This is a genomic window from Variovorax xiamenensis, from assembly GCF_050916385.1.
Taxonomy (GTDB): Bacteria; Pseudomonadota; Gammaproteobacteria; order Burkholderiales; family Burkholderiaceae_C; genus Variovorax.
In genome coordinates, this window is the sequence record NZ_CP139038.1 from 6,498,058 (window position 1) to 6,518,108 (window position 20,051).

The 20,051-nt window shown below is 67.8% G+C and carries 15 protein-coding genes; 8 read left to right on the top strand and 7 right to left on the bottom strand.

Annotation, left to right across the window (positions count from 1 at the left end):
• Positions 1–28 precede the first annotated feature (28 nt).
• From SFB74_RS29795 to SFB74_RS29805, 3 genes are all read right to left on the bottom strand, one after another.
• Entirely contained in the window at positions 29–1,348 is a 1,320-nt protein-coding gene (locus SFB74_RS29795; RefSeq protein WP_432728006.1) for an SGNH/GDSL hydrolase family protein, read from the bottom strand.
• A 65-nt stretch (positions 1,349–1,413) separates the two neighbouring features.
• Positions 1,414–4,710: a carboxyl transferase domain-containing protein gene (locus tag SFB74_RS29800; protein ID WP_432732020.1), complete on the bottom strand. Its 3,297-nt coding sequence runs from the start codon at positions 4,708–4,710 to the stop codon at positions 1,414–1,416.
• Between the two features lie 13 nt (positions 4,711–4,723).
• Positions 4,724–6,337, bottom strand: coding sequence for an AMP-binding protein (locus tag SFB74_RS29805; protein ID WP_432728007.1), 1,614 nt, complete (start codon positions 6,335–6,337; stop codon positions 4,724–4,726).
• 85 nt (positions 6,338–6,422) lie between these two features.
• On the opposite strand from SFB74_RS29805, the gene SFB74_RS29810 reads away from it, so the two are divergent.
• From SFB74_RS29810 to SFB74_RS29820, 3 genes are all read left to right on the top strand, one after another.
• Positions 6,423–7,112, top strand: a complete 690-nt coding sequence (locus tag SFB74_RS29810) for a TetR family transcriptional regulator (protein ID WP_432728008.1) — start codon at positions 6,423–6,425, stop codon at positions 7,110–7,112.
• Positions 7,113–7,140: 28 nt separating this feature from the next.
• Positions 7,141–8,397, top strand: coding sequence for a branched-chain amino acid ABC transporter substrate-binding protein (locus tag SFB74_RS29815; RefSeq protein ID WP_432728009.1), 1,257 nt, complete (start codon positions 7,141–7,143; stop codon positions 8,395–8,397).
• Positions 8,398–8,539: 142 nt separating this feature from the next.
• Positions 8,540–11,758, top strand: a complete 3,219-nt coding sequence (locus tag SFB74_RS29820) for a bifunctional cytochrome P450/NADPH--P450 reductase (protein ID WP_432728010.1) — start codon at positions 8,540–8,542, stop codon at positions 11,756–11,758.
• Positions 11,759–11,761: 3 nt separating this feature from the next.
• Here the strand turns inward: SFB74_RS29820 and SFB74_RS29825 are convergent, their stop codons facing one another.
• Positions 11,762–12,406 (bottom strand): hypothetical protein, encoded by a 645-nt coding sequence (locus tag SFB74_RS29825; protein WP_432728011.1) that lies wholly within the window; start codon positions 12,404–12,406, stop codon positions 11,762–11,764.
• Positions 12,407–12,595: 189 nt separating this feature from the next.
• Between SFB74_RS29825 and SFB74_RS29830 the strand changes: the two genes are divergently transcribed.
• The 5 genes from SFB74_RS29830 to SFB74_RS29850 are packed head-to-tail and all read left to right on the top strand — an operon-like array spanning position 12,596 to position 17,984.
• Positions 12,596–14,884 carry a type VI secretion system Vgr family protein gene (locus tag SFB74_RS29830; RefSeq protein WP_432728012.1) on the top strand — a complete coding sequence of 763 codons (2,289 nt, stop codon included), beginning with the start codon at positions 12,596–12,598 and terminating at the stop codon, positions 14,882–14,884.
• On the top strand, positions 14,877–16,049 hold the full coding sequence (locus SFB74_RS29835; RefSeq protein ID WP_432728013.1) for a DUF2169 family type VI secretion system accessory protein: 1,173 nt from the start codon (positions 14,877–14,879) through the stop codon (positions 16,047–16,049). The genes SFB74_RS29830 and SFB74_RS29835 overlap by 8 nt, the downstream gene beginning before the upstream one ends.
• Complete coding sequence (locus tag SFB74_RS29840) at positions 16,046–16,393, top strand: PAAR-like domain-containing protein (RefSeq protein WP_184607300.1); 348 nt, start codon at positions 16,046–16,048, stop codon at positions 16,391–16,393. Before SFB74_RS29835 ends, SFB74_RS29840 begins: the two co-directional genes overlap by 4 nt.
• On the top strand, positions 16,393–17,562 hold the full coding sequence (locus SFB74_RS29845; RefSeq protein ID WP_432728014.1) for a hypothetical protein: 1,170 nt from the start codon (positions 16,393–16,395) through the stop codon (positions 17,560–17,562). The genes SFB74_RS29840 and SFB74_RS29845 overlap by 1 nt, the downstream gene beginning before the upstream one ends.
• The gene (locus SFB74_RS29850; RefSeq protein WP_432728015.1) at positions 17,559–17,984 is read left to right on the top strand and encodes a hypothetical protein; all 426 of its coding nucleotides are present in this window, start codon (positions 17,559–17,561) and stop codon (positions 17,982–17,984) included. The genes SFB74_RS29845 and SFB74_RS29850 overlap by 4 nt, the downstream gene beginning before the upstream one ends.
• Positions 17,985–18,041: 57 nt before the next feature.
• Here the strand turns inward: SFB74_RS29850 and SFB74_RS29855 are convergent, their stop codons facing one another.
• From SFB74_RS29855 to SFB74_RS29865, 3 genes are all read right to left on the bottom strand, one after another.
• Positions 18,042–18,821, bottom strand: a complete 780-nt coding sequence (locus SFB74_RS29855) for an esterase/lipase family protein (RefSeq protein WP_432728016.1) — start codon at positions 18,819–18,821, stop codon at positions 18,042–18,044.
• Positions 18,822–18,909: 88 nt separating this feature from the next.
• A complete protein-coding gene (locus SFB74_RS29860) occupies positions 18,910–19,545 on the bottom strand; it encodes a TetR/AcrR family transcriptional regulator (RefSeq protein ID WP_432728017.1) in 636 nt (211 codons plus the stop codon).
• A 26-nt stretch (positions 19,546–19,571) separates the two neighbouring features.
• On the bottom strand, positions 19,572–20,030 hold the full coding sequence (locus SFB74_RS29865; RefSeq protein WP_432728018.1) for a phasin family protein: 459 nt from the start codon (positions 20,028–20,030) through the stop codon (positions 19,572–19,574).
• Positions 20,031–20,051: the final 21 nt, after the last annotated feature.

Genomic DNA, 20,051 nt, shown 5'->3' on the forward strand with positions numbered 1-20,051 from the left:
CTAGCGCTCACTCACTCTCACGCAAAGCTCATTCCTGCAGTTCGCGCAGGTCGATGGCGGCCGCCATGGCCGCGTGGCCGGCCTTGTTGGGATGAAGGTGGTCGCCCGAATCGAAAAGCGGATTCAGCGCCTGCGGGTCGACAGGGTCGCGCAGCGCGGCGTCGAAATCGATCACGCCGTCGATGTCCTGCTTGCCGCGGATCCAGCGGTTCACGGCCTCGCGCATGGCCTCGTTCGCCTCGCTCCAGTAGGGCGTGTTCCTGAAAGGCGGCACCGTGCCCAGCAGCACCTTCACGCCCTTGGCGCGTGCCTGCTTCACGAGCTGCTGCAGTCCCTCGGTGATGCGCTCGGCCGTCGGCATGTCGCGCGGCTTCAGCTCGGCGCCCGGCACCTTGGCGAACATCGCGCGGCCGATGTCGTTGGTGCCCAGCAGGACGATCGCGTGCGTCGCGCTGCTCTGCTTCAGCACGTCGAGTTCGAAGCGAGAGAGCCCGCTGGGCCCGATGCCGTCGGCCAGCAGGCGGTTGCCCCCGATGCCGACATTGAGCACGGCGACGTCCTGCCCGCCGGGTTGCGTGTCGCGCAGGCGCGTGGCCAGCATGTCGGGGTAGGAGCCCATGGTGGCCTCGGCACCGCCTGCGGTGATCGAGTCGCCGAAGGCTACGACAGTGCGAATGGATTTGGTCGTGAGCACGTCGATCCCGGTCACGATCTGATTGAACAGGAGCGGCATGGGGTCCTGGAGCTTCGGCGACCTCACCGCGTTGCCAGGCGTCATCCATGTCGTGCCCGGTTCCTGCAGCGCGATGGTGGCGAAGGGCGCGGTGCGATCGAAGAAGGCGCTCGCGATCACGGTCTGCCCCCCCTGGACCGACAGGTCGACACCATCGCTCCACACCTCGGCACCGGGCGCGATGGTGACGCTGGGCCGCCCGCCGAAGCGCAGTTCGCGCAAGGAGGTCGGCGAAAAGGCTTCGGCACCGGTGCCGCGCGCCGCGCTCGCAGCGGCGATGCGCAGCGGCGTCTTTCCGAAGCGGTTCGAGAAACGGATGCGGATGCGCTCGCCGTCGAGCGACAGCTCCACCTTCTGGCGAAGCGTCCGCCCGTGGAGGTCATTGCCCGCGGGCGAAGAGTACTTGGAGCCGCCCGGACTCGCGGACAGCTCAGCGAAATCGAGGGGAGCAATGGCCCAACTCGCGACCCAATGCGCCTCCGCAGGCTGCCGCGGCTCCCCGTCGGGCGTGACGGCCTGCACGCCGACGGCCAGCAGGGCAAGGAGGAAAGCAGCCACCCAATGCGCGACGGCAACGTCGCGGAGGCGGGCTGCCCATCGGGAGACCAGATTCATGCGCGCAAAGCGGCCCAGTGTACGGAGCCACCGTTCCCCCGCGCGTGACGAGGTCTAAAGCCCGGTTACCAGGTGTCTACATACGCAACGGCCGGCCCTTGCGTCTTCGTCGCGGAAGACAGGCCGCGCACCAACCAGGTGCGCGTCTCGGCAGGATCGATCACCGCGTCGATCTCCAGCGTCTGCGCCATGTGGATCGCCTCGCCGTTCTCGTACTGCTGGGCCACCAGCTTCCTGAAGAGCGCATCGCGCTCGGCGCCCTCGGCAGCCGCGGCCAGTTCCTTGCGGAAACCCAGCCGCACGGCACCCTCCAGCCCCATTGCGCCGAATTCGCCGGTGGGCCAGGCCACGGTGAACACGGGCGCATCGAAGCCGCCGGCCGTCATCGCCTGCGCGCCGAGGCCATAACCCTTTCGCAGCACCACGGCGAAAAAGGGAACGCGCAGGTGCGAGGCCACCATGAACATGCGGCACACGTGGCGCACCTGCGCCTGCGCCTCGATCTCGGGCCCGACCATGAAGCCGGGCGTGTCGCACAACGAAACAATTGGAAGGCCGTGCGCGTTGCACAGCTGCATGAATCGCGCGGACTTGTCGGCCGCTTCCACGTCGATCGCGCCGCCAAGGTGATGCGGGTTGTTGGCCATCAGGCCCACGGGCCTGCCCTCGATGCGCGCGAGCGCGGTGACGATGCCCGCGCCGAAGCCCGCGCGCAGCTCGAGCAGCGAGCCGGTGTCGGCCACGCCGCGCATCGCGGCGCGCACGTCGTACACGCGCAGGCGGTTCTCCGGCACCACGTGGCGCAGCGTGCGCGGGTCGGCGCACTGCCAATCGGCGGTGGCGCCCTGGAAGTACGAGAGGTACTGCTTCGCGGCGGCCACCGCGGCGGCTTCGTCTTCCACCAGGATGTCGATCACGCCGTTGCGCGACTGCACGCCGCTCGGCCCGATCTGCTCGGGCGCGAAGGTGCCGAGCCCGCCGCCCTCGATCATCGCGGGGCCGCTCATGCCGATGTTGCTGCCCCTGGTGGCAATGATGACGTCGGCGCAGCCCAGCAGCGCCGCGTTGCCCGCGAAGCAGCGGCCATGCACGATGCCCACCACGGGCACCTTGCCCGAGAGCGCCGCGAACTGGCTGAAGGTGTGGTTGTTGAGGCCGGCCACGATGGGCATGTCGGTGTCGCCCGGACGCCCGCCGCCGCCTTCCGCGAACAGCACCACCGGCAGCTTCAGCTGATGCGCGACCGCCAGCAGCCGGTCGGTCTTGTGATGGTTGCGCATGCCCTGCGTGCCGGCCAGCACCGTGTAGTCGTAGGCCAGCACCGCGCAGCGCGAAGCCTCGGGGCCGAACTGCTTCGCGTTGATGCTGCCCAGCCCGGTGACCATGCCGTCGGCCGGCGTGTTGACGACCAGGTCTTCCAGCGTGCGGCGGCGCGTCTGCGCGGCGATGGCGAGCGCGCCGTACTCGATGAAGTTGGAGGGGTCGGACGCCGTGTCGCACAGGTCGGCGATGTTCTCGCGCGCGGTGCGGCCGCCCTGCGCATGGCGCTTGTCGACGGCCGCCTTGCGATTGGCATCGAGCGTGTAGGCATGGCGGTCGATCACCTTCCGCAGGTCGGGGCGGATCGCATCGAGGTCGTGCTCGGCGCGGGCTTCCGCCTGCACGGCCTGCGCATCGACGGCCTCCAGCTGCACCAGAGACTGCCCCTCGACGAGGTAGTCGCCCGGCGCGGCCAGCAGCGCGACCACGCGGCCGGCCACGGGCGCGTGCAGCAGGTGCTCCATCTTCATGGCTTCGAGCACGCCGAGTTGCGCGCCGACCGGCAGCACGTCGCCCACCTCGACCTCGAACTGCACGAGGCGCGCCGGCATCGGGGCCTTGACGGTGAGTTCATCCGATCCGTCATCGGCGGAAACAGCCAGTGCCTCCGCGGGCGCAGCCACCGTCTTCCTCGCCTGCTTCTCGAAGGCCGACGCAGCAGCGAGCAGATCGCCCAGATGCGCCTCCACGAAGCGCGTGTGCACCGCCTGCGTCGCGAACTCGGGCCGCGACGCGATGGCGCGCAACAGCGCCAGGTTGGTGGCGATGCCGTCGATGTGGCATTCGTCGAGCGCGCGCAGCGAGCGGCGCAGCGCGTCCTCGAAGCGCGGCGACGGCGAATGCACGATGAGCTTGGCGAGCAGCGTGTCGTAGTGCGGCGAGGGCGCGAGGCCCGCGTAGCCGTGCGTGTCCACGCGCACGCCGGGACCGGCCGGCAGGTCGAAGCGCGCGAGCGTGCCGCCCGAGGGCCGCGCATTGCCCTGCGCATCGAGCGTCTCGGCATTGATGCGCCACTGCACCGCGAAGCCGCGTTGCGCCGCTGTGCGATCGGCCTCTACGCCCAGCTCGGCCAGCGGCTGGCCGGCAGCGACCGCGATCTGCAGCTGCACCAGGTCCAGCCCCGTCACCGCCTCGGTCACCGTGTGCTCGACCTGCAGGCGCGGATTTGCCTCGATGAAGACGAAGGGCAGCGTCGCCGATGCCGCATCGACGAGAAATTCGAAAGTGCCGAGCCCGCGATAGCCCACCGCCTTCGCCATGCGCAGCGCGGCCTGCGTGACCTGCGCGCGCAATGCCTCGGGCAGCGAGGGGCTGGGCGCGATCTCCACCAGCTTCTGGAAGCGCCGCTGCAGCGTGCACTCGCGCTCGCCGAGGCTGGCGACAGCCTTGCCGTCGCCCAGCACCTGCACCTCGATGTGCCGCGCATTGCGCATCAGCCGCTCGACATACACCCCTTCGATGCCGAAGGCGGCCTTGGCCTCCGACATGCAACGCGCATGCGCCTCGGGCAACTCTTCCGCGTTCAGCACGGCGCGCATGCCGCGCCCGCCGCCGCCGCCGATGGCCTTCACCATCACGCCCGCACCCTGCGCATGCTGTTCGGCGAAGAAGGCCTGCGCCTGCGCGAGCGTCACCGCACCGGCGCTGCCCGGCATCACGGGCACGTCGCACTGCGTGGCCAGTTCGCGTGCACGCGCCTTGTCGCCGAACAGGCCGAGCTGCTCCGGCGTCGGGCCGATGAAGACGAGGCCCGCGTCGGCACAGGCCTGCGCGAAGTCGGCCCGCTCGCTGAGAAAGCCGTAGCCGGGGTGCACCGCGTCGCAGCCCCGCGCCTTCGCCACCGCGATCAGCGCCGCGACATCGAGGTACGCGGAAGGCCCGGTCGCATCCAGCGCCACCGCCGTGTCGGCCAGCTGCACGTGCAGTGCTGCCGCGTCGTCGCGCGCATGCACCGCCACGCTGGCAATGCCCAGGTCGCGCAGCGCGCGCACCAGCCGCACGGCGATCTCGCCGCGGTTGGCAATCAGAACTTTGGAGAACAGCAAACGGAACCTCTCAGCTTTTGTCTTTGAGCAGGCGACGCAGAACCTTGCCCGCGCCGGTCGTGGGCAGTGCGTCGATGAAGCTCACCGAACGCGGCGCCTTGTAGCTCGCCATGTTGTCGCGCGACCAGGCGATGAGCACATCGGCTTCGAGCGCCGCGCCGGGCTTGCGCACGATGAACGCCTTCACGACCTCGCCTTTCTCCGCATCGGGCTGCGCGATGACTGCGGCCTGCGCCACCGCCGGATGCTTGATGAGAATGGTCTCGACCTCCTCCGGGAACACGCTGTAGCCCGAGACCTTGATCATTTCCTTGAAGCGGCCGATGAAGGTCAGGTAGCCGTCGGCGTCGATCTTGCCCATGTCGCCCGTGTGCACCCAGCCGTTGCGCAGCGTGGCGGCCGTGGCCTCGGGCTTGTTCCAGTAGCCCTTGAAGGTGCCGGGGCTGGTGAGCACGATCTCGCCGACCTCGCCCGCGGGCATGTCGGCCTGCGTATCGGTGTCGATGATCCGGATCGTCACGCCCGGCACCGCCACGCCCTGCGTGCCCCAGCGCGGCGCGTGATGCGGCGTGTAGGTGTCGCAGGTGTGGGTCTCGCTCAGGCCGTAGGCGGCCTCGAAAGATGTGCAGTTGGGCGCGTGCGAGCGCCACTGCTGCGCCAGCGGCTCGGTGAAGGTGATGCCGAAGCTGGTCACCGGGTTCATCTTCAGGCTCGACAGGTCGAACCCGGCGATGTCCGGCACCTGCATGCAGGCCACGTTCATCGGCGCGATGCTGTACCACCAGCTCACCTTGTAAGCGGCAATGGCCTGCAGCGCGGCGCGCGGATCGAAGCGGTGCAGCAGCACCGAGGCCGCGCCGGTGAGCACCGGCACGTTCACGCCCATGAGCATGCCCGCGATGTGATACAGCGGCGCGATGGACAGCAGCACGTCGGCGGGGCCCACGCCGTTGCAGTCGGCGGCGGCGCGCGTCTTGAAGAGCGCGTTGCCGTAGCTCAGCATCGCGCCCTTGGGCAGGCCGGTGGTGCCCGAGGTGTAGGTCATGAGCGCCACGTCGTCCATGCCGATGGCCACGGACTGCGGCTTCGCGTTGCCGCGCATCGCGGCGAGGAAGTCTTCGCAGCCTTCGGCCGTTGCGCGCCCGGCCTTGCGTTCGGCGGCGAGTTCCGCCGGCAGGTCCAGCGATGCCGGATCGGGCAGCAGGTCCGCGTAGTGCACCACGAACACGTGTTCGAGCGAGCTCTCTGGCTGCACCTTGCGCACCACCGGCAGCAGCGGCGCGGCGGCGACGATCACGCGCGCCTTCAGGTCGTTGACCTGGTAGGCCAGCTCGTGCTCCTTGTTGAGCGGGCCGCTCGGGCAGACGATGGCGCCGATCTTCTGGATGCCGAAGTGCGCCACCAGGTACTGCGGGCAGTTGTTGAGGAAGAGCACCACCGGTTCGCCCTTCTTCACGCCCAGCGCCTGCAGGCGCGCCGCGAAGGCGTCGCTGGCGCGGTCGAGCTCGCTCCAGCTCATCGAGTGCCCGTACCAGATGCAGGCGGGGCTGTCGCCGCGCTCTCGCGCGTGGGCGCGCAGGTATTCGTGCAGGGGCTGCTGCGGGCGGTCGGGCAATGTCTCCATGGCGTCACTTTCTCAGGGTTATCGATAGCAGCCCGCAAGGGGCTGGCGCTTGCCAATGGTGCATGGTGCACGAACAATCCTACCCATGGGTATAACTTCCGCGACACGGCAAAAACCCTCTGGAGACCAGAGCAGCGTCACGGCGCAGCCGCACCTGCCCCAGGGCACGGGCCGGCAGCGCGCGGCCACGCAGGGCACCGACACGCAGCGCGAGCGCATACTGCAGGCCGCCGCGCAGCTCTTCGCCGCGCAGGGCTACGCCAACACCACCATGGCGCAGATCGTGCGCGAGCTGGGCATGACCAAGCCCTTCGTGTACTACTACTTCCGCGACAAGCAGGAGATCTTCGAGACGCTGTCGTGGCGCCCCGCCGTCGACTGCTTCACCGCGCTCGACTTCGCGGCGACCGATCCGCGCCGCGCGAGCGAGAAGGTGCTGGAGGGCATCGAGCGGCTGATCCGCGCGACCATCTCGCACCACCCCGTGGCCTTCTTCCCGTACCGCGAGCCGCAGGTGTACCGGCCCGAGTACATCGCCGCACAGAAGAAGCTGGCGCACCACTTCTACGACCAGCTGTGCCCGCTGCTCGAAGAGGCGCGCGCCGACGGCGACCTCGACTTCACCGAGACCAAGATCACCGCGCTCGCGGCCTGCAGCCTGCCGGGTTTCCTCTACAGCTGGTACCGCCCCGGCGGCCGCCTTGCGCCCGACGAAGTCGTGGCCGAGCTCACCAAGCTGGCGAGCCGCGTGATCGGGCTGCGCACGAAGAACTGAAGACAACAACCTCCGGAGACAAACCATCATGAAGTTCAGGAAAGCGCCACTGGCGCGGATCGCCCTTGCCTGCCTGATTGCCACCGCCGGCGCGGCGCACGCCCAGCAGGCGACCTACAAGATCGCCTACATCGATCCGCTGTCGGGCCCCTTCGCCAACGTGGGCGAGCTGATGCTGATGCACACGCAGTACGCCATCGAGGACATCAACGCCAAGGGCGGCGTGCTCGGCGGCACCAAGCTGCAGCTGCTGCAGTTCGACAGCAAGCTCTCGGCGCAGGAAAGCCAGAGCGCGCTGCAGGCGGCCATCGACCAGGGCGCGAAGGCCATCGTGACCGGCGGCTCGGGCTCCTCGGTGGTCACGGCGCTGGTGCAGTCGGTGGCGCGCTGGAACCAGCGCAACCCGGGCAAGGAGCTGATCGTGCTGAACCACTCCTCCATCGACCCCGAGATGACGGGCAAGGCCTGCAGCTTCTGGCACTTCCAGACCGAGGCCAACACGGCGATGAAGATGAAGGCGCTGGCCAACTACATCAAGAAGACGCCGGACGTGAAGAAGATCTACCTGCTGAACCAGGACTACGCGCACGGCAAGCAATGGGCGAGCTACGGCAGGCAGCTGGTGGGCCTGGCGCGGCCCGACATCCAGTTCGTGGGCGAGACGCTGCACCCCATCGGCCGCGTGAAGGACTTCGCGCCCTACATCGCCAACGTGAAGCAAAGCGGCGCCGACTCGGTCATCACCGGCAACTGGGGCCAGGACATGACGCTGCTGCTGAAGGCCGCGGGCGACGCCGGCTACAACCTGCGCTACTTCAACCACAGCGCCGGCTCGGTGCCGGGCACGGTCACGGCCGTGTCGCAGGCCAGGCTGGGCCAGCTGACCTGGGTGGCCGAATGGCACCCGGGCGAGGCCGACACGCCGAAGGTCGACGCGCTGGCCAAGGCCTACAAGGCCAAGACGGGCAAGGACTTCCTGGCGCCGCGCATCGACATGACGCCGCGCCTGCTGGCCGCGGCCATCAACAAGGCAGGCTCCACCGACACGGTGAAGGTCGCGCATGCCCTCGAAGACCTGAGTTTCGACTCGGTGGTGGGCCCGGTGCGCATGCGCGCCGAAGACCACCAGCTGCTGCTGCCGCAGGTGGTCAACACCATCGTTCCGGTGGACGGCAAGACGGTGAAGACCGGCTGGGAAGGCACCAACTACGGCTTCCGCACCGACGCGGTCTATACCGGCAACGAGCTCGCGCAGGGCACGGAATGCAAGATGGTCCGCCCCTGAGCGTGCACTTTCTTCACGACTGCTGAAGAGGACGGGGGTTGTAAGGGAAACCCCGTCCTGCCTGCCGCCTGTGCCGTCGGGATACTCCGGCTTCGAAGCCCGGATATCAGAGGCGGGTCCATTCCAAAGGCACAACAAGACCATGGCAGGCAAAAACTCGCTCCATCCGATCCCTCATCCGGCGAAGAAACCCTTCGTCGGCAACCTGCTGTCGATCGGCTCCGACTCCCCCGTGCTCGACATGTGGAAGATCGCGCAGGACCTCGGCGGCATCTACTGGCTGGACATGCCGGGCATGCCGGTGATCGTGGTGTCCTCGCCCGCGCTGGTGGACGAACTCTGCGAGGAGGAGCGCTTCGACAAGAGCACGCGCGGCGCGCTGCGCCGGCTGCGCGCCGCCTCGCACGGCCTCTTCACCTCCGACACGCACGAGGAGACTTGGTCGAAGCCGCACAACATCCTGCTGGCCAACTTCAGCCAGCGCGCGATGCAGGCCTACCACCCGATGATGCTGGACATCGCGGGGCAGCTGGTCACCAAGTGGGAGCGCCTGAACTTCGACGAAGAGGTGGACGTGGTGCGCGACATGACCGCGCTCACGCTCGACACCATCGGCCTGTGCGGCTTCGGCTACCGCTTCAACTCCTTCTACCGCGAGGGCTTCCATCCCTTCGTCGACGCGATGGTGCGCACGCTGGAGACGGTACAGAACCGCCGCGGCCTTCCGCTCGAAGAGCTGATGCTGAAGAAGGAGCTCGCACAGCAGCGCAAGGACATCCGCTACATGCACAAGATGGTGGAGGACATCATCGAGGAGCGGCGCGCGAGCGGGGCCGACATTGCCACCAAGCCCGACCTGCTGAGCTACATGATCGCGGGCGTGGACAAGAAGAGCGGCGAGAAGCTCACCGACAAGATGATCCGCGACGAGTGCATCGAATTCCTCATCGCGGGGCACGAGACCACCAGCGGCCTGCTCTCCTTCGCCATCTACTTCCTGCTGAACAACCCGGAGGCCATGGCCAAGGCGCAGGCCGAGGTCGACAACGTGTTCGGCCCCGACACCACGCAGAAGCCCACCTACGCGCAGGTCAACCGCCTGCAGTACGTGATGCAGGTGCTGAAGGAGTCGCTGCGCCTGTACCCGACCGCGCCCGCGATCTCGATGCGCGCCAAGGAAGAAACGAAGATCGGCGGCCAGTACACGATCAAGAAGAACAACATGGTCATCATGCATGCGCTGGCGCTGCATCGTGACAAGGGCATCTGGGGCGAGGACGCCGACCAGTTCAACCCCGACCACTTCAGCCGCGAGGCCGAGCGCGAGCGGCCGGTGAATGCCTTCAAGCCCTTCGGCAACGGGCAGCGCGCCTGCATCGGGCGCCAGTTCGCGCTGCAGGAGGCGGTGCTCACGCTGGGCATGATCCTGCAGCGCTTCAACCTCGTGGACCACACGGGCTACAAGCTGAAGATCAAGGAAGCGCTGACGATCAAGCCCGAGAACTTCAGGATCAAGGCGCTGCTGCGCGACCCGGCCACGCGCCCGCGCGGCAACATGAGCGATGCGGCCGCCGCGCCGGTGCAGCCCGCGAAGGCCGCCGATCGCAAGCCGCAGGCGGCGCGCCACGGCACCTCGCTGCTGGTGTTGCAGGGCTCGAACCTCGGCACGGCCGAAGACCTCGCGCGCCAGCTGGCAGAGGCCGGCGAGATGCGCGGCTTCTCCACGCAGCTGGCCTCGCTCGACGACTATGCCGAGCGGCTGCCGGCCAACGGCGCGGTCGCCATCGTCTGCGCCTCGTACAACGGCGCGGCACCCGACAACGCGGCCGAGTTCCACCGCTGGCTCGACAAGGCCGACGACTCGCTCAACGGCGTGCGCTTCAGCGTCTTCGGTTGCGGCAACACCGACTGGGCCTCCACCTACCAGGCCGTGCCGCGCCGCATCGACGAGCGGCTCGAGGCACTGGGTGCCGCGCGCGTGCATTCGCGCGGCGAAGGCGATGCGCGCGAGGACATGGACGGCGCCTTCCAGGACTGGAGCGACGCCCTGTGGCCCGAACTGGCGAAGGCCTTCGGCATCAAGACAGGCGCCGACACGCCCGCGCAGAGCGAGCCGCTCTACACGCTGGAAGAGCTGCCGCCGCCGCAGAAGAACGCGATCGTCGATGCGCTGGGCGCGGTGGCGCTGCGGGTGATCGAGAACCGCGAGCTGCAGAACGGCGGCAACGGAGAGGCCGGCCGCTCCACGCGCCACGTCGAGCTGATGCTGCCCGAGGGCCTGGTCTACCGCGCCGGCGACCACCTGAGCGTGGTGCCGCGCAATGGCCCGGCGCAGGTCGAACGCGCGATGGCGCGCTTCGGCTTCGACCGCACGGCCCACGTGCGCCTGCATGCCGTCGCGGGCCGCAAGGCGGCGCTGCCGGTCGAACAGGTGATCGCCGTCGACCGCCTGCTGGGCGACTACGTCGAGCTGCAGGACGTGGCCACGCGCAAGCAGATCGCCACGCTGGCGGCATACACCGAGTGCCCCTTCACCAAGCCGAAGCTGGTGGCCCTGTCGGGCAGCGACGAGGCCTCGCAGGCGGCATACAAGGCCGACGTGCTGCACAAGCGCAAGTCGCTGCTCGACCTGCTGGAAGAGCACCGCGCCTGCCAGGTGCCGTTCGCCGTGTTCCTGGAGATGCTGTCGCCGCTTTCGCCGCGCTACTACTCGATCTCCTCGTCTCCCACGATGACGCCCGGCCGCTGCAGCGTGACGGTGGGCGTGGTGAGCGGCCCGGCCAAGTCGGGCATCGGCACCTTCGAGGGCGTGTGCTCCAACTTCCTGGCGCGCGCCGAGGCCGGCGACACGGTGCACGGCGTGGTGCGCGAGACCACGGCCGAAGGCTTCAGGCTGCCGGAGGATGCGAGCCGGCCGCTCATCATGGTGGGCCCGGGCACCGGCCTCGCGCCTTTCCGCGGCTTCCTGCAGGAGCGCGCGGCGCAGGCCGAGGCGGGCACAGCGCTCGGCGAGGCGCTGCTCTTCTTCGGCTGCCGCCATCCCGACCAGGACTTCATCTACGCCGACGAACTGCAGGCCTGGGCGCACCGCGGCCTGATGAAGCTGCACACCGCCTTCTCGCGCGCAGGCGAGCGCAAGGTCTACGTGCAGGACCTGATCCGCGAGCAAGCTGCCCACGTGTGGAAGCTGCTGGAAGCCGGCGCAGTCGTCTACGTGTGCGGCGACGGCTCGCGCATGGAGCCCGACGTGCGGCGCACGCTGAGCGACCTCGCGCGCGAGCACGGCCACGACAGCAGCGCGTGGATGGACAGGATGATTGCCGACCAGCGCTACGTGCTGGACGTTTGGGCGGGCAGCTGAAGCTCAGGCTTCCATCGCCGGCGCGAAAGCCTCCAGCGTGCCGCGGACGCACCAGCCGTCCGGGGTCAGCGCCATCACCTTGCCGGAAAGGCCATCTGCCGCGGCCGCAGCCCTGACCTTGCTGGCGGCGCAACACATGCGGCCCAGCGCATCGGCGGCGGTGACGGTCTCGCCGCGCGACTCGAAGCTCCCCCGGCTGTCGGTGAAGTAGACGACGTCGCGGCTCGGCACCACCGCGACCAGTTCGCCCTCGAAGCCCTGCGCGAGCTGCTCCCACAGATCGGGCAGCAGCAGCATGCAGGCCTCGAAGCCGTCGCCCGCGACGAGCGCCTTGTAGCAGCCGAAATCCCGCGTACGGACGTTGGGCGCCACGAGCCGAAGCATGTTGTCGATGGCCAGCTCGTACATCGACTGCGTGTCGAGCCCCGTCTCCAGCAGGCCTTCGCGGGTCAGCGTGACGAATCGCGCCGACGTGTCGACCACGAAACTCACCACGAGGTCGGAGTCCGCCGCGAGTGGAAAAGCCACGGCCTCGTGCGCCTCGCGGCTGCCGCCGAGCGTCTCGACCAGGTCGAGCACCGGCCGCATCGCTTCCTCGAAGAAGCCGGCATTCCTGATGCGAGGGTAGACGGGCGGCAGGCTGTGCATGGTGCCGTTATTGTTTTGGGCGGTCGGGAGGCGCCGCAAGTGACGGAAGTCATGGAGTGGCGGTCGTCATGTGACGCATCGCACGGAACCACGGAAATGCCCGATCTGTAGCAATCTATCGTCTTACTGGCGTTTCAGGCTCGAATTGCTACGATTTGTCTCGTCAGCCAAGAACATCAGGGAGATTTCATGCCTGTCGGCGCAGCGCAGCTTGCGCGTGTACTCACCGCCTCCTCGTCCGCCATGCCCACGCTGGGCGATGCGCCGGCACTGGAACCCGTCTCCATCGTGGGCAACGAAGGCCTGAGCAGCCTGTTTCGCTATACGCTGACACTGGCCACGCCCGAGCAGCAGGGCTACAACGAGCGCCAGGCGGCCAATGTCGCCGTCAAGCAGTTGGTCGGCGAAATGATGTCCGCGCACATCGTGCTCGACGGGCGACCGGGCTCAGGTCCGCAGCAACGTCACATCTCGGGTCTGGTCACGCGCGTTCGCTTCCTGCGCCTGGAGAACCGGCGCGCGCTCTACGAGGCCGTGATCGAGCCATGGCTCACGCTGGCCACGCGCACGAGCGACTACCGCATCTTCCAGAACCAGAGCGTGCTGGACATCGTCAAGACGGTGCTCGGCAAGTACAGCCAGCCCTTCGAGATCCGGGCCACGCGCAGCTATCCGCCGCGCGAATTCCAGGTGCAGTACGGCGAAAGCGACTACGACTTCGTCGCGCGGCTGCTGCACGAATGGGGCCTGTACTACCACTTCGAGCACGAGGAAAGCAGCCACAAGCTGGTCATCGTGGACGAGATGGCTTCGCACCAGCCCTTCGCCCACGAGGGCTACCAGACCATTCCCTTCCATCCGGAGGACGCGACCGTACGCGAGGAGCACTGCGATCGCTTCAATGCCTGCGAGGAACTGCAAAGCGGCCGCTGGGTGACGGACGACTTCGACTTCAAGCGCCCCAGGGCCGAGTTGCAGCAGATCAGCGCCATGCCCCGCAAGACCGCGCAGAACACCTGGGAGCGCTACGGCTGGCCGGGCGACTACGTCGTCGAGTCCGAAGGCGAGCAGCTGGTGCGCACGCGCATGGAGGAAACCGGCAGCCAGGGCGAGCTCGCCAGCGGTTCGGGCAACCTGCGTGCAGTGGTGCCGGGTTGCCTGGTGACGCTGGAGCGCCATCCGCAGAACGAATCGAACCGGCAGTATCTGGTCACGCATGCGCATCTGGAGCTGCAGGACGTTGGCGATGCGAGTTCGCAGCAGGCATTCGAATGCCGCGTCGACTTCGACGTGATTCCGTCGAGCAAAGTCTTTCGCGCGCCGGCGCCGCCGGTGCCCAGGCCGCGCACCACGGGTCCACAGACCGCCATCGTCACCGGTCCGGCCGGCCGCGAGATCTGGACCGACGAATACGGCAGCGTGAAGCTCAGTTTTCACTGGAACCGCTATTGCACGAAGGACGAGAACAGCTCCTGCTGGGTGCGCGTTTCCTCGCCGTGGGCCGGCACCAACTTCGGTGGCATCCAGATCCCGCGCATCGGCCAGGAGGTGATCGTCGACTTCGAGAACGGCGACCCCGACCGGCCCATCGTCACCGGCCGCGTCTACAACGCCGACAACATGCCGCCCTGGCCGCTGCCCGACAACGCCACTCAAAGCGGCCTGCTCACGCGCAGTTCCGAAGGAGGCAGCGGCGCCAACGCCAACGCACTGCGCTTCGAGGACAAGAAGGGACAGGAGCAGGTATGGCTGCATGCCGAGCGCAACCAGGACATCGAGGTCGAGCACGACGAGACCCACTCGGTGGGACGCGACCGCAGCAAGAAGGTCGGGCGCAACCAGATGGCCACCGTCGGCATGGCCTACATGCACAACGTGGGCCTGGCCAAGATGGTGAACATCGGGCTGGCCTACTCCTTCAACGTCGGCATGCTGCGCAACAGCGTGGTCGGAATGATGGACAACACCATGGTCGGCAAGACGCAGACCACCAACGTCGGCGAGAAGTACCTGCTGTCCGTGGGCGGCGAGAAGGGCAGCCACATCGAGATGGACGGCAAGACCATCTCGCTGCGGGTGGGCGCATCGGTGGTGCAGCTCAAGGCCGACGGCTCCATCGCGGTCACGGGCAAGAAGATCAACATCACGGCGCAGGGCGACGACGTGACCGTTAATGGCGAGCACATCTGGCTCAACCCAAAGGGCGGCGGCGCGGCGCTGCAACCGAATGCGGTGCCCACCCCGCCGCCGGCCGAGCCACCGGGCAGCCCGCTCGCGAGCCTCGGCGCGCTGATGGGCGGCAACCCTGCCGACCTGCTGGGCAAGGCGGGACAGCTCGCGTCGATCGCGCAACAGGTGGCCGGAGGCGGTGGCGGCGGAGCGACGGGCCAGGCGACGCAGGTGCTGGGCACCGTCTCCGCGGCCGTCTCCGCCGGCATCGGGAAGATGGCGGTGGACAAGGGCGACACCCGTGGCTGAGCCCGCGCCGCCGATACCCGCGCCGCGCCTCGAACAGCTGCGCAACGCAACGCCCTTTCCGCACTTCCAGTTCGACAAGATGGGCAAGGGACGTCGTTTCCACGACGTGGTGGTTGTGTGCGCGAGCTTCGTGCTGGCACCCGGGCGACTCGAGCCAGCCGCCTTTCACCGGGGACCGGTCTTCGCCGACGAGCCTTGGGATGCCTCCTTCCCCACGCTGTCGAGCCTGCGCATGGCGACCGACGTGCTGCTGTGCAAGCCCGCCGCCGACGTCTACGTGACCGGCACCGCGCACGCCCTCGACTGGACGCCGAGGCCCGATTGGCAGGCAGAGCTTCTGGTGCACCAGCAGCATCGGCCGTTGCTGCACAAGGCGCTGCGCCTGACGGGCCCGCGCCAGTGGGACTGGCAGACCGACGCCACGCAGCGCACCCTCTCCGATCCGCAACCCACGCTGGCCGTGCCGCTGCGCTACGAGCTCGCCTACGGTGGCTGGGGCTTCGACCGGGGCGACGGCGAATCGGCCGCGCCACGCACCCATCCGGCCAACCCTTGCGGCAGCGGATGGTTCGGCAGCGCGAGCCGCGACGATCACCCCGCCGCGCGCCATGCTGCGGGCCAGCCTTTTCCCGGACCACAGATCGAGCACGCCGATGCGCCACTCCAGCAGGCCAACAACGATGACGCCCAGCCAGCCGGCTTCGGGCCCGTCGCGCGCTTCTGGCAGCCGCGCGTCGCGCTGGCCGGCACCTACGACGAGGCCTGGCGCGAACGTCATGCCGGACAGCCCTACATGGACTACGCCGACGATTTCGACGAGCGCTTCTTCCAGTACGCGCCCGCCGACCAGGTCGTGGCCGGCGGCCTGCGGGGAGATGAATCGGTGCGCATGAGCGGCTTCTTCGCCTCCGCGCCGCACGTCGAGTTCCAGCTGCCGCAGCTGTGGATCGAGGCGCTGTGCAGGGACGGCGATGGCACGGAGCGCAGCGAAGCAATGCGGCTCGACACGGTGCACGTCGACCTCGACGAGATGCTCGTGCATCTGACCTGGCGGCTCACGCTGGACCAGGCGCTCGATACGGTAGCGGTCGACCTCTTCCACCGGCAGCTTGCCGAAGTCATCACAACCGATGGAAATGCCCGCCAGGAAGAGGTGTCGGCATGAGCACCGAAAAACACATCGCCGACGCCGAGTCGGGCTTCATGGTGGTCAACGTCGTGCCCGACTTCTGCATCGTCGGCAAGCAGGTCGTTCCCTTCGATATCGTGTCGATCCTCCCTCCGGAGAAGGCCGCCTACTCGCACACAGTGTTCGCGCGCAGCGAAAAGGTGCTGATGGTCGACAGCATCGTCAAGGGCGTGGCAGGCAACGCGGGCAGCGGCGTGCGCTCGGGCGTCTCGCTCGGCGCGGGCAACGTGAAGATCGTCTCGGGCTCGCAGACGGTCTTCGTCGAGAGCCGCCCCGTGGCCCGCCACGGCGATCTCTGCGAGATGAACGGAGCGGCCTGATGGGTTCGATGCCCGACGACAAGAAGACGCTGGGGCAGGTACTGTCCACGTCTTCCACTTCTTCGTCGCCCTTCTCGACACCGCCCTTCAACAGCAACGGCACGCTCGGCAGGGTGTTGACCTTCGAGGTGCCCAAGGGGCCGATGCTGCGGCGCAAGCCCGGCATCTGCAGCGAGCGGTACGAACGGGAAAAGGCGGAGTTCGAAAAGATTCCGTGGTACGAGCGGATGTGGATCGGCACCGGCCGCGACGCGCGCCTGGAGCCGACCGACGCACTGCAATCGGCCAAGACGTTCCAGCGGGCATGCGAACAGATGCCCGACGAGATCCCGAAGTCGGCACTGGACGAGAAGCTCCAGCAATTGAACGACCACTACAGCGGCAAGAATCCCCTGCCGCCCGAACAGTCTCTGGAGTTGAAAAGAAGGACATCCTTCTTGCAGGACGTCTATACGCCGGGGCCGCGCTGGGAGAACAGCATTTCCGGCGCCGAGAGTGCCTGGCTGAGCGAGCAGAACCTGCGCTTCGGCAACTCGCTGGGTATCGCCTTGCTGGGACCTCTCTTCGGTGCCCCTGGCGCGGCCACGCGTGTGCTCGGAGGGTCGGAGCAGCAGGTCGCAGCGGCCAATCAAGTCGGCGCCGCCGCATTCGACATGGCTGCTGCGCATGTGGGTCTTGGTGGGAAGAGGCCTGCCCCCGAGCCTTTGCCGAAACCGGGGGTCGAGGTGGTGCGTGGAGCACCTCTCGAGCCGGGCGTCAGACCATCGCCGGGAGTCGTCGTGAAACGACCGGCGAGCAACTTCGGGGCGCCGCTTCCCTCAAGGCACAGCATCCGTAGCGTGCGGCAAGGGGGCCTCAAGAAAGGCCAGAACACGGTCGCCGAACCCGGCATCGACATGAAGAGAGACGTCGATGCCATCAACGCCGGTCAGGGCACCAGGGACGGCAACTTCTATACAGTCAACGGTCGAACATACGAATTGATCCGCGGCGACCACCTGGTTCCTTCCAGCGGCCCGGGCTTTCATTCGCTGAATCGAGGGGAATTCGATGCACTGGGAATCTTCAACAAGTTCGGAGACACCCCTCAGGCCTTCGGTTACGCGACGAATGCCGCTGGCGAAGCCGGTGCAAACAGGGCCTTGAATATCTGGAGACTTGGACAATGATCTGGTTTGACGCTGCGCTGGAACAGGATGTTGGCGCAGAACCCCTGCGCCGCGGCCTGTCGACCGTCCTTGAGGTCGATCACGACGCCGTGAAGGTGGTGCACGACATCACCGAGATGAGACGTGACGATCCTGCTACGTGCCTGGTCGATTCGCGATCAGGAGAAGCGTTCTCCCAGATCATTTCTATCTATCTGACGATCCCCATCCCCGAGGGCGGCATTCTGGATGGTGCCAGTCGCCTGGCGAAACTGCTTCAGACCCGACTGCTGCTGGCGGATGACGAGAGCCAGGATCCGTACGCGTTCGTCCTCGTGTCAACGGCAGGATCGATGACCAAGGTTGAAGTGGATGCAGAAGAACTGGATCTGAACGACCGCTACGTGATCTTTGAGCCCACGGGCAATTCAGCCAGCACGTGACAGCGCGGTCATTGGCCGCACGTCCCGGACCTGAAAAGAGTCGCCAGCCAGGTCTTGTCAGGCGTCCCGATCCGGATCCGGATAGACCAGCGGCCCCAGCACCCCGCGATTGAACGGCTTCCACTCGCCTTCCGGCTGCGCCAGCCGGTCCGCCAACGCATAGAGCACCGCCGGGTGCGCGCCCAGCCCCAGGTGGCTGGCGATGACCTCGATGTTCTCCGACTGCGGGCCGGTCTTCTCGATGCTGCAGCGCCATGCCACGACGCCGTCGGTGCGGCTGAAGATGGAGGTGGTGGGCACGGGCGGCGTGGGCTGCACGAACTTCATGCGGCGCGGGTCGTGCGAGCTCTGGCCGCTCACGCCTTCGTACACGCGCCATGCGTTGGTTGCGCGCGGGCTGCCCGAGAAGGGGCTGCCCAGCGTGATGACGTTGCGGATCATGTGCGAGTACGAAGAGGCCAGCAGTCGCGCATACACGCCACCCAGGCTCCAGCCGATGATGCTGACCTTCTGGCCGCTGTTGTCGTGCAGCGTCTTCAGCAACTCGACCATGCCCTGCTCCACGCCTTCGCGCGGGCCGAAGTTGCGGCCCTGGCCCCAGCCGTGGGCGTCGTAGCCGCGGCTGCACAGGTACCGGCGCAGCAGCAGCGTGGAGCCGTCGCCCGCCACCAGGCCCGGCAGCACGAGCACCGGGTGACCGTCGCCGCGCGGCGTGAGCTGCAGCAGCGGCCACATGGCGAGGCCGGCGCCGGTCTCCCAGAGCGCGCGGGCTTCGGCCAGCAGCAGCAGGCGCGACGGCGGCGCGACGGGTTGCTTGGCGTAGGTGGCGGTGGTCATGATGGATGGCTCCTTTGTGGTTCTTGTATCTGCTTCTGGACGAAGATGAGGCCGGCGGAGTCGATGTCCCGTCGGACGACAACGGCATTTATCCGAGGTATTTGGCCCTCAGGTAATCAAGATAAGCCCTCGATTCGCTGGAAACATACGGGGAAACCAGCGTGAGCGTGTAGAAAGCCGCCAAACCGGGGTCGGCCTGCGCCAGCGCCTCGCGCCCCGGCACCAGCCGCTCGAACGAGAGCCAGCAGGTGGTGGTGAAGACCATCTGCAGCGCCAGGATGCGGGCCTGCTCCGCGCTGGTCTCGATGACGCCCGAGGCCACGAGGCCCTCGCACAGCGTCTGCGCGGCCAGCAGGTTCTGCGCGGTGAGGGCCTGCGCTCGCTGGCCCAGCGCCGGGTATTCGCTGGCCAGGAAGGCCATGTCGCGGTAGATGAAGCGGTATTCGTCGATGGCCTCGAAGCGCAGGTGCAGCGCGAGCCAGAGGTCGTCGATGGCCGCGATGGAGGCCGACGAGCCGTTCAGGGCTTCCATCCGCTGCTCGAAGCGCCTGAACAGCCATTCGACGATGAGCTGCTTGGCCTTGAAGTGATAGTGCAGGTTGCCCGGGCTGATGCCCAGTTCGGCTGCGATCTTGTGGGTCGACACGGCCGCGAGGCCTTGCGCATTGAACAGCGCGAGGCTGGCCTGCAGGATGCGATCGCGCGTGGTGTTGGAGCTGGCCACAACCGGCTTGCAGCGTTGCCTGCCGTTCAGCGCTTGCCGCGCCCGCGAGGCGTGCCGGTACCGGCGGTGCCTTCGAGTTGCGCCACGCGCTCGCGCAGCCTCGCCACTTCGTCGCGCAGGGCCTGCACCTGCTCGGCGTCGGGCATGCCCAGGCGCTGCATGGCGGTGGCGACGCGCTGGTCGAACACGTCCTCGAACTTGCGGATGCCGAAGCTGTCGAGCCCCAGGCCGGGAACCTTGCCCTGGCCGATGCCGAGCAGGCCTTCGATCACGTTGGCCTGGCGCTTGGCGACGTCGTTGCGCACGTTGTCCAGCGCCTTGAGACCGGCGCGCAGCAGGCCTTCGGCCTTGCTGCCGGGCTGCTCCGCCGCCACCGCCTTCCTGGCGGCGGGAGCCCTCTTCTTCGCGGCCGGCGCCTTACTGGCCGCCTTCGCGGGCGCCGCCCTCTTCTTCAACCTTGCAGTTTCGTCGGGACGGGTGGCCATTCGGTGCTCCAGATGCCGGAA

Bases quoted from the DNA above. Each gene is read 5' to 3' on its own strand.
- SFB74_RS29795 (WP_432728006.1), bottom strand. From the start codon at position 1,348: ATGAATCTGGTCTCCCGATGGGCAGCCCGCCTCCGCGACGTTGCCGTC.
- SFB74_RS29805 (WP_432728007.1), bottom strand. From the start codon at position 6,337: ATGGAGACATTGCCCGACCGCCCGCAGCAGCCCCTGCACGAATACCTG.
- SFB74_RS29810 (WP_432728008.1), top strand. From the start codon at position 6,423: ATGGGTATAACTTCCGCGACACGGCAAAAACCCTCTGGAGACCAGAGC.
- SFB74_RS29815 (WP_432728009.1), top strand. From the start codon at position 7,141: ATGAAGTTCAGGAAAGCGCCACTGGCGCGGATCGCCCTTGCCTGCCTG.
- SFB74_RS29820 (WP_432728010.1), top strand. From the start codon at position 8,540: ATGGCAGGCAAAAACTCGCTCCATCCGATCCCTCATCCGGCGAAGAAA.
- SFB74_RS29825 (WP_432728011.1), bottom strand. From the start codon at position 12,406: ATGCACAGCCTGCCGCCCGTCTACCCTCGCATCAGGAATGCCGGCTTC.
- SFB74_RS29830 (WP_432728012.1), top strand. From the start codon at position 12,596: ATGCCTGTCGGCGCAGCGCAGCTTGCGCGTGTACTCACCGCCTCCTCG.
- SFB74_RS29840 (WP_184607300.1), top strand. From the start codon at position 16,046: ATGAGCACCGAAAAACACATCGCCGACGCCGAGTCGGGCTTCATGGTG.
- SFB74_RS29845 (WP_432728014.1), top strand. From the start codon at position 16,393: ATGGGTTCGATGCCCGACGACAAGAAGACGCTGGGGCAGGTACTGTCC.
- SFB74_RS29850 (WP_432728015.1), top strand. From the start codon at position 17,559: ATGATCTGGTTTGACGCTGCGCTGGAACAGGATGTTGGCGCAGAACCC.
- SFB74_RS29855 (WP_432728016.1), bottom strand. From the start codon at position 18,821: ATGACCACCGCCACCTACGCCAAGCAACCCGTCGCGCCGCCGTCGCGC.
- SFB74_RS29865 (WP_432728018.1), bottom strand. From the start codon at position 20,030: ATGGCCACCCGTCCCGACGAAACTGCAAGGTTGAAGAAGAGGGCGGCG.